Annotated in this window: 5 protein-coding genes and 2 pseudogenes; 4 read left to right on the top strand and 3 right to left on the bottom strand. The window is 65.2% G+C overall.

Annotated features, from left to right (window positions below):
• Positions 1 to 277 precede the first annotated feature (277 nt).
• The 3 genes from HRU76_13390 to HRU76_13380 all read left to right on the top strand — a co-directional run bounded on the left by HRU76_13390 (position 278) and on the right by HRU76_13380 (position 9,776).
• Positions 278 to 709 (top strand): DUF1573 domain-containing protein, encoded by a 432-nt coding sequence (locus tag HRU76_13390; protein QOJ18519.1) that lies wholly within the window; start codon positions 278 to 280, stop codon positions 707 to 709.
• A 122-nt stretch (positions 710 to 831) separates the two neighbouring features.
• Positions 832 to 9,339, top strand: a complete 8,508-nt coding sequence (locus tag HRU76_13385; GenBank protein ID QOJ18518.1) for a hypothetical protein — start codon at positions 832 to 834, stop codon at positions 9,337 to 9,339.
• Positions 9,336 to 9,776 (top strand): hypothetical protein, encoded by a 441-nt coding sequence (locus HRU76_13380; protein QOJ18517.1) that lies wholly within the window; start codon positions 9,336 to 9,338, stop codon positions 9,774 to 9,776. The genes HRU76_13385 and HRU76_13380 overlap by 4 nt, the downstream gene beginning before the upstream one ends.
• Positions 9,777 to 11,646: 1,870 nt before the next feature.
• Here the strand turns inward: HRU76_13380 and HRU76_13375 are convergent.
• The 3 genes and pseudogenes from HRU76_13375 to HRU76_13365 all read right to left on the bottom strand — a co-directional run bounded on the left by HRU76_13375 (position 11,647) and on the right by HRU76_13365 (position 15,018).
• Positions 11,647 to 12,749: pseudogene (locus tag HRU76_13375) on the bottom strand (IS3 family transposase).
• Positions 12,750 to 12,920: 171 nt separating this feature from the next.
• Positions 12,921 to 13,553, bottom strand: coding sequence for a hypothetical protein (locus tag HRU76_13370; GenBank protein ID QOJ18516.1), 633 nt, complete (start codon positions 13,551 to 13,553; stop codon positions 12,921 to 12,923).
• Between the two features lie 937 nt (positions 13,554 to 14,490).
• Positions 14,491 to 15,018 (bottom strand): hypothetical protein, encoded by a 528-nt coding sequence (locus HRU76_13365; GenBank protein QOJ18515.1) that lies wholly within the window; start codon positions 15,016 to 15,018, stop codon positions 14,491 to 14,493.
• 25 nt (positions 15,019 to 15,043) lie between these two features.
• Between HRU76_13365 and HRU76_13360 the strand changes: the two are divergent.
• A pseudogene (locus HRU76_13360) lies at positions 15,044 to 16,244 on the top strand (IS3 family transposase).
• Positions 16,245 to 16,247 lie beyond the last annotated feature (3 nt).

Raw genomic sequence — 16,247 nt, 5'->3', positions numbered from 1 at the left:
TTCTGCACTTCGCTGCATCTTGCCTCTTGACAGCAGGAACGCCGTTCCGCACGATGCCCGCCATTGGGATGCCGGTGAGCCGTTCCCCACCGCCGACATCCAGTACTTCTTCTTTCAGCAGATCATCACCGCGCGGTGTCTCCAAGCGGGAGGGAACGGCATGCATTCGATTCCGGTTTCCGGGTGTGGCAGCCCCGTCACGGGGCAGGCAATCGTTACCGATGCGCAGGCGCCTTCCGCTCCTCGCTCAAAGCGGACTGGCTTTGGCATTCTCTTCGTGATCCTCACGCTGGGGGCCGCCTTCGTCGCGTTCTCCGTGACGAGCGCCGTGGCTCGCCGCGCGGGTCAGGACATGTCAACTCCGGGGCTGGGGCTGACTTCACCCGCTCCACTGCGCGTGGAGCCGGAGCGTGTCGATCTCGGGCTCGTGGCGGCCGGTTCGATGAACCGCCAGACGATTACGCTGCGCAACACGAGTCGTCGTCCCATTCGGATCACATCCGTGAGTTCCACCTGCACCTGCACGGCGGCGGATGTGCCATCGGAGGCGATCGCTCCGGGTGCAACGGCGGAGGTCGCAGTGCGGATGCGGGCTCACCGCAAGGCGGGGCGCATCAATGAGCGGACGCTCAGTTTCTTCGTGGAGGGGTGGAAAGAGCCGGTGCGGGTCGTGGTTCGGTGCGAGTCGGCCAAAGCATCGGACGCGTGACGGTTGTCGTCGTGATGGGGTTGACCTACAGGGGTCGTGGGTTTCTCAGGGCGTTGGCGGGCACGATTGCGGTGAACGCCGAAGAACAAGCGGGGTGTCGAATGACGATGGGATTCAGGGGCTTGGCGGGTTCGATGGTCGTGGCGGCGGGGTTGGGTGTCGGCGTGGCGAGTCTCGTTGCGCCGACCGAGCCCCTGGTGACTGGAACGAGCGGCACTCTGTCGGAGCGATCCGGTGAGATGCGCGAGGTCAACGGCATCGAGTACTGGGCACCGGATGACTGGTGCGACCTTCTGTGGGCGGATGTGCTCATCGCCTCGGAGACCGGCTACTACGCGGTCGAGGAGGAGTTCTACACCCCCGAGCAGATTCTCCTCGTGTACAACCAGTGGCGGTTCGATGCTACGGATCACTGCATCCACCGCAAGTCCACGACGGATGGCCCCAACTACAAGACCCTCTTCGACATTGACTTCGACTGGTTCGATGAGGGCAACGCGGACTCGGGCGATTTCCTGTGCGACCGTGACGGCGACGGATTAGACGCCGACGACATCCTCTGGTACTGCGGATTGTCCATGCACGCCAACAGCGCGCAGACGTGGACGGTCGAGGACTTCATGGGGCTTCTGAAGATCTTCGCGGTGGAGTGGCTCGACTCCTCCGAGTGCCTGGATGGTGACCCGCCCACGATGGACCCCGAGGGTCTACTGCTGTGCGATGCCGGACACCGGGCAATCCAGTCGCGTTTCGGCCGCCGGATGCGGTACTGGGAGATGGCGGACCTCCTGGAGGCGTCGGAGATCTCGGGTCGTGCGTGCGACACGCTTCCCGGTGGTCTGCCCTATTCCAAGGGCGACTCCCAGCAGTTCATGGTCGATCGGGACGGCGACACCGATCGTGATCTGGATGACCTGCTCCTTTTCATGGCCGAGTCGGAACTCTGCGCCCGCGCCCAAGATCCCCCTTACGTCTTCGATGATGAAGACCGCCTGGCCCTGATCCTTCACTGGCTCAGTCAGCCGTGGATCACCGGCTCGGAAGTCATGTGCTGGGAGTACGTGAACTGGGGCGAGCACGTGTTTGCCCGCGTGCTGACGCCGGACGAGGTTGCTGACATCCTCGGCGAGGTGGACTGCGACGGCGACTACCGTGACCCGCGCTCCGGCGGCTGGCGTCCGCCGGGCGAGGGCTGGTGGAGCGAGCGGCTGCCAACGTGCGAGCCGTGCATCGGCGAGTTTCCGCCGATCGCACCGGGCGGCGGCGACGGCGGGGGCGAGGGTACGCCTCGTGCCTTCCCGCCCAACGACAACAACAACATCTATCAGTACATCCCCCAGCCGGTCCCGCCGGATCAGCCCGATGGCGGCGGCCTGGAAGGCCCTCTCATGGTGGGACTGGGCAACGGTCGCGGACAGAAACTGCTACCCGGTCCGGGCACGCCGGGATGGAACGAGCCGCCGCAGGCGCCGCCGACTGAGGTGGGCGATGGCGGGCTTGGGATGATCCAAGAAGCCCCGGGTTGGCGGGAGTGGAGCGATGAGCAGACGCCGCCCGGCGACATGTGCGATGGTCCGCTCATGGTGCCGGTCGATCCGGTCTACGGCCACAAGATGGAGGCCATCACCGACCTGCGCGTGCAGGTGCCCGGCCCGGACTTCTATCTCACGCGCGCCTATTCCAGTCACCCGGGCAACAGCCAGGCCGCTCCCGATGGCGGCGCTGGCATGGTCGGCGAGAACTGGTCGCTCAACCTCTTCTATGCCCTCCGCCGTGTCGGCGCGGGCGATCCGCAGAACCTGGAACTCGATGCCGGCCACGGGCGGCGCGTTCAGTTCTCGTGGGACCAGACCAGCAGCAAGTGGCTGCCCAGCGGCACATCGACGCAGTCTATCACGGCCAGCGGCGGCCTCTACACGCTCACGGAGCCGGGGTTGTGGGAGATCGACTTCTATGACGATGACCAGAGTCCCTTCGACCTGCTCATCAAGGAACGCCGCGACGCGTACGGCAACAAGCAGGTCTACGACTGGCGCGCCGACACCAACGACAAGGAGTACCTGCAGGCCATCTACCTCAACGGCACGAGTCCGGCCAACGCGGATGCGACGGTCCAGATCACCTACGACGCCCAGGCGGACATGCGCGTCAAGAGCGTGCGGGTCATTCGCCGCAACGCGGGCGGCCAGTACTTCGAGACTCAGCGCGTCTCGTACACGTACGTGACCGAGGAGACCGATTACCACGACGCCGTGGGCACCGAGGGCGACCTGGTGCAGGTCGTTCACCGCCAACTGGTGGACCGATCCGAGACTAACGCACCCGCTTACCGCGAGTGGGTGACGCAGTACCGTTACCACGGCGGCCTGGCGAACGAGACCAGCGATGATCCCGGCTCCGGGGGCGATGGCGATGGGTTCCTGGAGAAGGGCAGCGCGCATCAACTCAAGGCGGTCATCCTGCCCGAGCAGGTCGAGTGGTTCGTCCAGCAGCGGTACAAGGACAACCCCGCCGAGATCGGGGTTCTCTCGGTCGAGGCGCTGGACTTGTTGGCGATGAGTGATGCGCAGCAGGTCTTCAGCACCATCCGCGAGGAAACGCTGCTGAACCTGGCGTCCAAGGTCATCGCGGAGTATGAGACCTCCGGCGACAAGCGCGTCAAGGTGCAGCACCTGCAGGCGGCCTGCGGCTGCGCCGGGTCGGGCGCGGAATCGGTCAAGTACGAGTACTCCTACTTCAGCGGCACGGTCGGCCTGGCGGGATGGAAGACCACGCGCATCGATCACCTGGTGTACGACGAAGGGCAGAGCACGCATGTGCTGCATCGCCGCTCCTATTTCGATGCCGAGGAGGTGTCGAGCGGGGCGTACTACATCATCAACCGGGTGATCGAGCAGCCGGGTACGACGCCCCTGCGCTGGGTGCGGCACTTCGAGTTCACCGGCTCCTCGCGGCACCTGACCAAGATCATGATGCCCTCGGCGACCTCGTCCTACACGCCGTCATCCGCGAGTTTGCCCGACACCAAGTGGACCTACGCCGCCAGCACCACGGCCGGGCTGGTGTACGAGTACACCATCAACAGCGCCCACCGCGTGGAGAGTTTTGGGGTCCGCAAGGGCAATGGCTCCAACACGCTGGAGACCATCTGGGAACTGACCTGGGGCACGGGCAGCGAGGATCACCTCGTCACTGGTGCCAAGTTCTACCGGGTGGCCGGTTCCGCGCAAGCCGATGACATCCAGCTCATCACGCTCGATTACGGCTTCCACTCGGGCCGCGCTCTGGCCTGGACGGAAGTGACCATCGAAGCCGACCTGGTCGGTGAGAACGGGCCGGGCGGTTCGCTCACCATCTACCGGCTCTTCGACACCGAGGGCCACCAGGTCTGGCGCAAATCCGCCGATGACCGGATGGACGGCTTCACCTTCGACGCCTTGACCGGCCTGATCGCCACCGCCGAGTACAACGCCGACAAGGCCGGCAAACCGTCGGGCAGCGCGTATACCAACATCCCCAACTACAGTTCGTGGAATGATCGCCACGCCGATGGCGATTCGCTGGCGTACGCCATCACCTACGACCTGCTCGGTCGCCCGCGCAAGGTCACTACGCCCAGCGGCGTGAACAAGTACTTCGTGCGTGAACTGCGGCGTGATGACTCTGGTGAGCGCGCCGGCATCCTCTACCCCGTCGAAATGGGTCTGCCGCACATCCTCAGCGGCGGCTCCACGCCCAGCGCCGATGGCCCCATCGTGGCCCGCTGGCGCACCGGCTCGGGCGGTATCTTCCGCGAGAGCGAGTTCGCGGTGGGCGCGGACCCCGACTACCACACCCAGAACGGCGCGATCACGGCGTTCACGCTGGGCAGCGAGTTCGCCCGGGCCACGGTCCAGCAGGACCGCCATGGCAACGTCGAGTCGCAGCGCGTGTGGCATGACCTGGCGCGCGACGCCTTTCACGAGACCAACTTCACGTATGACACGCTCGGCCGGCCGCAGGACACCATCGCCGTCACCGGCACCATCAGCCGCCGCGTGTACGATGCGCTCGACCGGCTGACGGCCATCCAAACCGGCACCTCGGACGCCAACCTGGAGACCGTGGTCGAGTTCTTCTACGACCACCAGATCGAGTCCAGCCAGCCGGTCTCGAAGGTCGGCGATGGCAACCTGACGTACATCCGCGAGCACTCCGGCGAGATGAGCGGGCAGGATGAGATCGTGCGCGACACGATCATTACCTACGACTCCCGCAACCGGGCCGTCAGAGTCGTGCGCCCGGAGAGCCCGCACATCTACGTCGAGTACGACAACCTGGACCGGGCGATCAAGTCGGCGCTCAACTCCAACGCCGGGGGCACGGGCGTGGGCAGCAACCTCTCCACGCGCGGGCTCTACACCGAGACCAGCTACAGCCAGCGCGGGCTGCCCTACCGCACGCGCGTGGCCATCGACCCCACCCAGTCATCACCGACGTTCCTTGAAAGCCATCGCTGGTTCGATGAGGCCGCCCGCGTGGTCGGCGCCTGGGCTCCCAACTCGCCCGGCACGAAGATCACGTACGACGGGCTGGGGCGCGTGACCAGCACGTATGTCACCGACCGCCGGGGCGACGCCGCCCCCGGCGCGGCAGGCAACTACGCCGATGTGCACGCCTCGCACGCCTCGGTCCTGACCGGCGATGTGGTGCTGGAGCAGAGCACCACGCGCTACATCACCAGCGGCACCGATCGCCGCGGCCTGCCCGATCTCGACACCACCTGGGTGCGCACCCACGATGCGTCCGTCTCCGTCACCGGTGCGCTCAGCGCGCTGGCCGGAGGCGACGCCAAGTACGCCATCGCCACCTTCCACGCCCTGTACTACGACGCGGCGGACCGGCTCATCCGCACCGCCGAGTTCGGCACCAACCAGACGGGCTTCAAGTCGGGCGGCACCGCGCCCACGGTCAACCAAGCCAGCCCGCCGGTGTGGAACACGGGCGATCAACTCGTCACCGCCCTGTCGTACAACGCGCGAGGGCTGGTGGACACCGTCACCGATCCGCAGAACACCATCTCGAAGTCCCTCTACGACGACCTGGCCCGCACCGTCGCCACCATCGATGGCTACGTCAACGCCACGGTGACGTGGAGCGCCACGCTGGGGCGCTGGGAAGCCGCCGACCTCAACGACGACGTTGATCGCGTGATCAGCACCATCTACGACCTTGAGAACAAGGTCATCAAGCAACTGGCCCACGAGCCCGACGGCGAGGGCGACACGGTCCAGGTGACCGAGTACCACTTCGGCGTCACCAAGGGCACGGGCGGCAGCGATTCGCTGGTGGCCTCCAACGACCTGCTTCGCAAGATCGTGTTCCCCGACCACGAGACGGGCGAGACCGAGCCGGACTACGCGGTGTTCTTCTCCTACAACCGGCTGGGTGAGCCGCGCTACCGCAAGGACCAGAACAAGACCGAGCACTTCCTCACCCGCGACAAACTCGGGCGTCTGACCCTCGACAAGGTGACCATCCCCGGCGGCAGCCCGGTGGACACGACCATCAACGCGCTGGCGTACACCTTCGACGACTTCGGCCGTTTGGACCTCGCCCGCTCCTACACCGACCACGGCGGGGGAGGCCAGGCGGTCATCAACGCCGTCAAGTTCACCTACACCACGCTCTGGCAGATCGACAAGTTCTGGCAGGAGCCGGTGGGCGATGTGGTCACGTCCGGGGGCAGCGCCTCGAAGAACGTGATCCCCACCTACACCACCGCCGTCGCCGGCTCGGGCAACTACAGCCGCGTCTCCGACATCAAGTACCCCGATGGCAACAAGATCGGCTACACCTACGGCGACACCGGCTCGGTCAACGACGTGATCAGCCGCCTGCACCGCATCCGCCGGGGCATCTCGGGCACGCCGCCCGTCATCGCCGAGTACGACTATGTCGGCCTCTCGGGCCACGCCCAGGTCACCTACGACTGGATCGACGTGGTCCAGTCGTACAAACTCAGGCACAACGGCACCAACCCCGAGGGCGAGTACGGCGGGCTGGACCGCTTCGGCCGCATCACGCGCCATGCCTGGACGGGTGCCGCCTTCGGGGCGCATGGCAGTTCCGGGTCGGTGCCCAACATCCCGCCCATCGTCGAGATGGCCTACGCCTACGACCGCGTGGGCAACGTGCTGAGCGCCTACGACGCCCGGCCCGGTGCCGCGCAGGAGCGCAGCCACGAGTACGACTACGACCCGCTCTACCGCCTCAAGGAGGCGGAGCGCGGGCTCTGGGACGGCTCAACCTTCACGAAGAAGGTGGATTCCCAGCGCTTCACCCAGGACATCCTGAACAACTTCCGCCGCATCGAGACGGATGCGGACGGGGCGGACGGGTATGAGGCGGATGAGATCGAGGACCGGGACCACTTCTCGGATGCCAACGAACTGCTGGGCCGCGACACGGACAACGATGGGACCGATGAGATCGAGATCGAGTACGACCTCAACGGCAACACCACGTGCACGGATGACACGCCGGGGGGCGGCTCACGACTGGTGCGCTACCGCTACGACGCTTGGAACCGGCTCACCGCCATCGACCACGAGGAGGGCGAGACCACCTACCCCATCGCCCAGTACCAGTACAACGCCCTGCACCACCGGGTGCTGGTGCGGGTCGATGCCGACCCAGAGGACTCGACGCACACCCTCAACCAGCAGCGGGTGGTGTACTACAGCCCGGCGTGGCAGGTGCTGGAGGAACGGATCGATGACAACTGGTCGGCCGAGAGTTCCACCGTTGATCGCCACGTGCAGCACATCTGGGGCGCGCTGTACATCGATGACATCATCCTCCACCGGGAGGATGGCAACGCCGATGGCGACTACAACGACTCGTTTGACTCGACTTGGTACCACCTGACCGACCCGCAGTTCAGCACCGTGGCGATCCTGGATCTGTCGGGGGCGGTGATCGAGCGGGTGTCGTATGACGCCTGGGGCGAGCCGCGGCACCACCCCAAGCACGACTTCGACGGTGATGGTGACTTCGACCAGGACGATGCGGATGCGCTGGATGACCTGATCGCGTCAGGCAGTGTGCCGATCACCAGTTCCAAGTACCGCTCCGAGATGGACATCGACCGGGACGGCGATGTGGACTCGACGGACCAGACGCTGCGGGGGACCACGTTTGTCGCCGCGCTGCCCAAGGGGGCGCTGAGCACCCCCGGTCCCGGCTCATCCGGGGGCGTCGATAGCACCGTGGGCTGGTCCGGCTACCGCTACGACCAGCCGACGCGGCTGTACGCGGTGCGTCTCCGGTTCTACGACGCCGTGACCTTCCGCTGGCTCAACCGCGACCCGGCGGGGTACGTGGACTCGATGAACCTGTACGGGTATGGGATCGGCAGCGGGATCGGGTGGAGTGATCCGTTCGGGCTGGGCGGGCCGTTCTTCGCAGGGGGCGTGACGCTGGACGGCGAGGTCATCACGTACGACCAGATCGAGATGCGAGGGATGAGTTTCTGGGAGAAGACCGCGGCCGGTCACTACGACACGACGTACCGGCGTTTGCGGTTGATTGGTGCGCTGGGCTTGTCGGTTTTCGGCGGCTACTACATCGTGACCGTGGGAGGGTTCAATATCCTGCTCGTCGGAGCGATCGAGGGCGCGTTCATCGAGTCCTACTTCCAGTACGAGCAGGGCGTCTCTGACCCACGACGGGTGGCCGCCGCAGCCGCGTTCGGCGCTCTCACCGCCGGGTTCTTCGATCGTTTCTTCCCGTGGATTGGACGCCTCCTCGGGCGTGGTCGCGGCCCGAGCCCGCATGGTGCCACCGGCATGGACATCGAGTCGGTGGTCTGCTTCGTTGCGGGCACGCTGGTGCTCACCGCGGCGGGATCGGTCCCGATTGAGAATGTCGAACCCGGTGCCTACGTGTGGTCCTACGACCACGAAAGCAAGAAGTGGGAACTCCGTGAGGTTCTCGCCGCGCAGGACCACGCGTACATTGGTGACTTGGTAACCATCGCAATCAAGACGGGCGACGGCGGGCCTGAACGGATCGACTGCACCGGCGGGCATCCATTCTGGGTGGTCGCGGGCGACGCACTGGCCGACCGACCAGCTTGCGCCGAACTCCCGGTTGCCGACTCAGTTGCCACCCCCTCCGGTCGGTGGGTGGAGGCCCGCTGGCTGCGGCTGGGCGACCGTCTCCTCACCCGAACTGGCGTCAGCGCCAGCGTCACCGGCCTGACAATTCGCCTGGAGCGGGTGCGGGTCTACAATCTGCAGGTCGATTCGCCTCAGACGTTCGCCGTATCAAGCGCCGGAATCCTCACTCACAATAAGCTTCCTAGGTATCGAAGCAACATGCCAGGATACTCGAATCGATCGCTTGCCGAAACGGTCATTGGATCGGACGGCAGGCGATATACCCGAGTCAGTCATTTTGATGAGTTCGGACGGCTTAAGTACGTCGATGAGTACACGACTCACGGAAGGCACTTGGATCATACGAACCCCCATCATCACCGTTTCGATCCGTCTGGTACGTGCAGCCCTTCGGGGGAACCTCCGTATATTCGACACCCTGACGGCGGCACCGTCTGGCCAGGCCTGTCACCGGGATCGCCTCGATGAACGTTGTTCGAAATGTCGAGGAACTGCAGAGGATCACTGGCAGCAGTGATCTGGGACGCCATCTTGACATGATTCGTCGCTTTATTCAGCTGTTTCCGAATGCCGGCACTGATGCAACGGTATTGACAGAATGTGATTACAGTATTGCTGGGCGATCGTATTTGGTATCTATTCTCTTCCAGCAATTGCGTTGGATTGTTCATCCGAATCTTGTTGGTTGGTGGTCTCTGAACGGGGTTACTGTCGCGCCATCGTCGACCGGGTCGGGACTCGAAGTCCTGTGCCCGCCCGCCGAAGGGTTTGCGACTGTACCATTTCACGCTCGGTGTGCAGAAGTGAGCATCGTGTCAATTGCAAAATGTGGGCAGAGTCGGCCAATCACCATCTGGCGCGATGAGGAACGGTTGTTTACCACTGGAATCGACGCGCCGGTGTGAAAAACGGCGAGGGTAAAGAGGACGACTTAGCGGGCGCGGCTTGTCCCCTCCTTCCTGCACATAGACTCCGCACACCACTTCGCTCAGCAAAATCCGAGCGGAACTCACGCCGCCTCCCGCCACCCATAGTGCCGCAGGAGCCCGCCCAGCCGCTCGCGGCAGGCCAGTTGCCCGCCTTGTCGTGGCGACGCCCGGGCCGACGCCGATGGCTGCGGACTGACCGACGCTCACACTGAGGTCAGCGTGACTGGCGTGAGCCAGCCAGAGCAGCAGCGGGTTGATGAAGCGGTGCATCGTGGTATGGTGGCCTCGATGACCTTGGAATCGGTGAAGACACAGTATTTGCACAGCGCCAGGGGGTGTACGGTCGGCGGTAGAGAGGAAGGCGCCTGGGAGGAAGGGGCCGGTAGGTGGTCCACCATGTACCACCTGACCCGCCAAGTTGGGTGTACAGCCCCAACTCGGCGCTCTACGTCAGTTAACCAGACAGCACTTTTTTTCCAGTGCGCGCCGGGTTAACAACTTCGTAGAGCGCGAAAGTGACCGCTCGGCGCTCTATCGATCAAATGGTCCGAAATCACTTCTCGACGCCGCGACGAGCACAACGCTCGCAAACCCCTTGAAAACAGGCAGTTGCGCGCGATGACCCCACGCGCTTGCGCCGCGCTCTCCGTTTGCGAGTTCGAGGAGAGTTGTGCACGGGGAGTGCCTTGTTCTCCCGCGAAAACACCTCGACACAGGGGTTGACAGAGCGGGAGAACGCCAGACTCCGAGCCGCCGCGAGGAACGCCCCGCGGCGGCTTGTCGTTTGGGAGGTGGGCAGACGGCGTCGGGGCGGCAATAGGGAGGCGCGGATCGCGGTTTCTGCGTCGGAAACGCGGATGAGGTGGCGTCGAGGGCGGGTAGCGGCGGCTGGGTCGGCGGGGTGCCGCTTGGGGTGCGTGTCGCGCGAGGGGCGTGAAGGTTCCGTTGCCACGTCGGAGCGGACATCCCCGCCGCGCTCTCGGTTCGTTTCCCATCTCGGGGGGTCGAGCCGAACTGTGGGAGTTGGGTTCGGCCCCCCGAGCCAGACCCTCTTCGAAATCTCCGTGGGCGGGTTAACTGGCGGCGTTGGTTGACAGCACCACGCGTGAAGAGAGGGGCTCGCGGCCCAGGATCGTGCGACAGACCACATGGCGCCTGAACCATGCCGAACTCCGCTCGTCCCAGCGAATGGCGGCGCGGTGCTTTCGCTCGACAGTCAGTCGTTGAGGGGCAATGGCAGTCCATCGGTCGGCCCTATTCCCCATCGTCCGGGTTCGTGAACACCAGCCGCTCCTTGCCGGTGTCAGGACACACGAGAAAGAAGTCGCGGCCGGACTTGCGGATGCGTCCCTTTCGCCCGGTCTCCTCGATCCGGGTGTCGATCCAAGTGTTCCCATCGCAGTCCCGGCACTTGAAGTAGTAACCGTATCTGCCATGCCGCACCCGGACGTGAAGCGAGTGGCATTTGCTGCAGAGGTACCGGGATTCGGGGACGCTGGGCTCCGCCGAACTTGTCTCCGGCACCACCGGCGCAACGGGACGCGGAGCAGCCGTGCCGGTTATTGCCCTCCCCGCGCTCCCGGCTGCCGGCGGCGGAGCGTGCCCAGCCGACGCACCCCTCGCTTCGGTGATCTCCTCGGCGGCTGAGCGCGGCACATGCCGATCGAGCAGGAACCGTTGGAGCCGCTCCAACTCGCCCTTGGTGAATCTGACCTGCCCCCATTTCCTGTACCAGGCCCTATGAGAGTCTGAGGGTGAGGATAGGGGTTGAGGGGATCGACGCTGGCCGGGCCGGAGGGAGGGGCGCAGCCCCGACCGGAGGACCGGCCAGCGTCGCCGCGAACGTCGCCGGGGGAACGTACCCCAGCGAGGAGTGCGGCCGGTGATGGTTGTACTCGTTCTTCCACGATGACGCCAGCGCCCTGGCGTCACGCACATCAGTGAACACTTCCGCGTTGAGCAGCTCATCCCGCAGGCGGCCGTGGAAGCTCTCGGCGTAGCCGTTCTCCCACGGGCTGCCGGGCGCGATGTATACGTTCTCCACGCCCGTCAGCTCCGCCAGGCGCCGGAGCGTCGTCGCGATGAACTCCGGACCGTTGTCGCTGCGGATGTGATCCGGAATGCCGCGCGTGGTGAACAGGCCAATCAGAACATCCGCCACGCCGCCCGCCGTCATCGAGCGGTTCACCTCCAGCGCCAGGCACTCTCGCGTGAACTCATCCACCACGCTCAGCCACTTCAGCGCCCCCCCACGTGCATCCGTGTCGTGGATGAAGTCGATGGCCCACACGTGATCCTGGTGCTCCGGGCGGCGCCGCAGGATCCCATTCGCGGAGTGACCCAGACGCCTGCGTTTGTGCTGCTTTTCAGGCACTTTCAGACCCTCCTGCCTCCACAGACGATGGACCCGCTTGCGGTTCACACGCCACCCCTCCAGCCGAAGCATCCCCCAGATCATCCGGCAGCCCCGACGCGGATGACGCCGCACCAGCTCGTGCATGCGGCGGACCAGGGACTCATCGCCGTCCCGCGGGATCGCCGCGTACCGCTGCGTCGAGCGCGGCTGGTTCAGCACGCGGCAGACCCGACGCTCGCTCACGCGAGGATCGGTCGGCTGCAGTGTCGCCCGCACGTGCGTCACGACGCCCCTCCTGCCCGAGGGGCTCGATGCTTTCCCAGGTAGTCGTTGGCCTCCTGCAGGATCTGGTTGTCCAGCGTCAGATCGGCCACGGCCTTCTTCAGCCGCGCGTTCTCGATCTCCAGTTCCTTCAGACGCCGGGCCTCCTCCGACTTCATCCCGCCATACTGGTTCCGCCAGCGGTTGAAGGTCTGTTCGCTCACGCCCAGATGCTGGATGACCTGGGCGATGGAGCGGCCCGCCGCCAGCATGGCGTCCGCCTCACGCAGCTTCGTCACGATCTGTTCCGGGGTGTGCCTCGTCCGTTTCATCGTCGAGAGTCTCCGGGGCCAACCCGTGGCCTATCGGGACTCTCATAAGACCTGGATCAGTTTTTGGGGGGCAGGTCAACACGACACTCCACGTCGTGCGAACTCGTGCCGACTTCGCGGAGCGAGTCGCCTACCCCGCGATGTCCGTAGCCGCGCGCCATCGCACCCGCCCTACTCCCGCACCGTCACCTCCACGTGATCCATCCACTTGTTGAATGGACCGCGCGTGAGCGCGCGGATCATCTGGATGCGGATGCGGATGAGACCGTCACTCTGACGAATGTAGTCCGCGGGGTTGGGGATGTTGCCCATTACCTTCACGGTGTCGGTCGTCGGCTGCCAGTAGGTGAGGAGCGTGTCCCAGGTGTTGGTGTTCAGGTTGCGCAGGGCGATGCGGGTCTGGACGTTGGACTCGGTGGCCCGGGCTTCGGTGCGGATGTCGAGGCGCGAGGGATTGGTCACCGTGGTCTTGGCCCGCACGGTGGTCTCGGCGACGTGGTACGAGGTGCCGGGCGCGGAGGCGACCTTGAGGTAGTAGGGGTCAGAGAACATCATCGACAGGATGTTGCCGCTGAGGCGTGCGCCGCGGTTGACGGTGTAACCCTTGAGGGGGACAGTGATGGCAGTCTCAACTGGACACGTCCAGAGCAGGGCCTCGGTGCGCTGGGTGGCGTTGTTGAAGCCGTAGCCGACGACATGGATGGTCGTACCGTCGCTCCAAATGCTCTCGGCGTACGTGTACCCCCATGAGCCGGTTAGGAAGGTCGAGAGGTCCACCCATGAGTTGGCGGTACCGCTCCACACGCCCGCTCTGGCAAGGCCACCGATTTCCGCATGACCGCACTGCATTCCATCGAAGACTCCCTTCGCGCCAGAATACCCGGAGCCCGCCGAGGCCGGATGCAACTCGACCCAAGATTGTGGTGAGCCGGTCCACAAGCAGGCGCGAGACTGGCCTGCGAAGTACGCTGCACCGACCTGTTGTCCGCTATGAACGGCTCTCGCTATGGATTGGCCAGCACCACTGGGCGTGAGATCAGTCCAGGAGCCTGCTCCAGTCCACAGCGCAGCTCGACCGTCCGGAGAGCCGGTCGGCGTCACCTGTCCCACGACCTGAGCCGTGTCCATCCCCCAGATCGCAGATTGGTCCTCCCCCGGCGGATGCCAGACCACCCATGACGCGGCACTGCCATCCCAGATGCCGGCCTGATTCTCGGTGCCATAGCGCGCGTAGCCGCCCTGCTGCCCCGCGCGTGCAGCAGTGGCAAACGAAATTGCCGCGCCGGATGGGTGAAGATCCACGTGTGACACCGCGGTGCCGGACCACATACACGCGCGAGGCACGCCGCCGATCACTGCGTATCCCACCTGTTGCCCGTTGGAGCCGCCGAGAGCCCTTGACTCAGTTGCCCCCGCGGGGTGCAGGTCCGTCCACGACGCGGCCGTACCATTCCACAGGCCGGCACGCTGAACGCCGCCGATCTGCGCGTATCCAACCTGCTGTCCGCCGGAGACGCCGAGAGTCCTTGACTCGGTTGCACCCGCGGGATGCAGGTTAGTGACCGTCCACTGAGCGTTGGCCGAAGAAGCGGCTGCGAGCCAAACCGCGCTGAGCCAAGCAGAAACAAGCAGGCGTTTGAGATTGCGGTTCATGGATGGTTGCTCCGACGAACTGACTGGGATGACTTTGTAGTCATGCGGTGCGGTGAAAGCTATCTCGCAGAATGGGCAAATGGCATGATCACTCCCACACCTTCACCTCCACGTGATCCATCCATTTGTTGAACGGCCCACGGCTCAGGGCGCGGATCATCTGGATGCGAACGCGGATCAGGCCGTCGCTCTGGCGGATGTAGTGGTCGGCGTTGGGGATGTCGGCGAGCACCTTCACCGTATCCGTGGTCGGCTGCCAGAACGTGAGCAGCGTGTCCCACGTGTTGGTGTCCAAGTTGCGCAGCGCGATCCGCGTCTGCACGTTGGACTCGGTGGCACGGGCTTCGGTGCGGATGTCAAACCGCGAAGGCGCCAGCACCGTGGTCTTGGCCCGCACGGTGGTCTCGGCGACATGATACGAGGTGCCGGGTGCGGAGGCGACCTTGAGGTAGTAGGGGTCGGAGAACATCATCGACAGGACGTTGCCCGAGAGGCGCGTGCCGCGATTGACGGTGTAACCCTTGAGGGGGACAGTGATGGACGGGTCGCCGGCGTAGAGGGCGTGACCTGCCCCCCAAAAACTGATCCAGGTCTTATGAGAGTCCCGATAGGCCACGGGTTGGCCCCGGAGACTCTCGACGATGAAACGGACGAGGCACACCCCGGAACAGATCGTGACGAAGCTGCGTGAGGCGGACGCCATGCTGGCGGCGGGCCGCTCCATCGCCCAGGTCATCCAGCATCTGGGCGTGAGCGAACAGACCTTCAACCGCTGGCGGAACCAGTATGGCGGGATGAAGTCGGAGGAGGCCCGGCGTCTGAAGGAACTGGAGATCGAGAACGCGCGGCTGAAGAAGGCCGTGGCCGATCTGACGCTGGACAACCAGATCCTGCAGGAGGCCAACGACTACCTGGGGAAGCATCGGCCCCTCGGGCGGGAGGGCGTCGTGACGCACGTGCGGGCGACACTGCAGCCGACCGATCCTCGCGTGAGCGAGCGTCAGGTCTGCCGCGTGCTGAACCAGCCGCGCTCGACGCAGCGGTACGCGGCGATCCCGCGGGACGGCGATGAGTCCCTGGTCCGCCGCATGCACGAGCTGGTGCGGCGTCATCCGCGTCGGGGCTGCCGGATGATCTGGGGATGCTTCGGCTGGAGGGGTGGCGTGAACCGCAAGCGGGTCCATCGTCTGTGGAGGCAGGAGGGTCTGAAAGTGCCTGAAAGCAGCACAAACGCAGGCGTCTGGGTCACTCCGCGAATGGGATCCTGCGGCGCCGCCCGGAGCACCAGGATCACGTGTGGGCCATCGACTTCATCCACGACACGGATGCACGTGGGGGGCGCTGAAGTGGCTGAGCGTGGTGGATGAGTTCACGCGAGAGTGCCTGGCGCTGGAGGTGAACCGCTCGATGACGGCGGGCGGCGTGGCGGATGTTCTGATTGGCCTGTTCACCACGCGCGGCATTCCGGATCACATCCGCAGCGACAACGGTCCGGAGTTCATCGCGACGACGCTCCGGCGCCTGGCGGAGCTGACGGGCGTGGAGAACGTATACATCGCGCCCGGCAGCCCGTGGGAGAACGGCTACGCCGAGAGCTTCCACGGCCGCCTGCGGGATGAGCTGCTCAACGCGGAAGTGTTCACTGATGTGCGTGACGCCAGGGCGCTGGCGTCATCGTGGAAGAACGAGTACAACCATCACCGGCCGCACTCCTCGCTGGGGTACGTTCCCCCGGCGACGTTCGCGGCGATGCTGGCCGGTCCTCCGGTCGGGGCTGCGCCCTCCCTCCGGCCCGGCCAGCGTCGATCCCTCAACCCTATCCTCACCCTCAGACTCTCATAGGGC

It is taken from the genome of Phycisphaeraceae bacterium, assembly GCA_015709595.1.
Classification (GTDB): Bacteria; Planctomycetota; Phycisphaerae; order Phycisphaerales; family SM1A02; genus CAADGA01.
This window is presented reverse-complemented; position numbering and strand designations above follow the sequence as displayed.

What these genes read in the sequence shown, in the direction of transcription:
- HRU76_13380 (QOJ18517.1), top strand. Translation starts at nt 9,336, where the DNA reads ATGAACGTTGTTCGAAATGTCGAGGAACTGCAGAGGATCACTGGCAGC.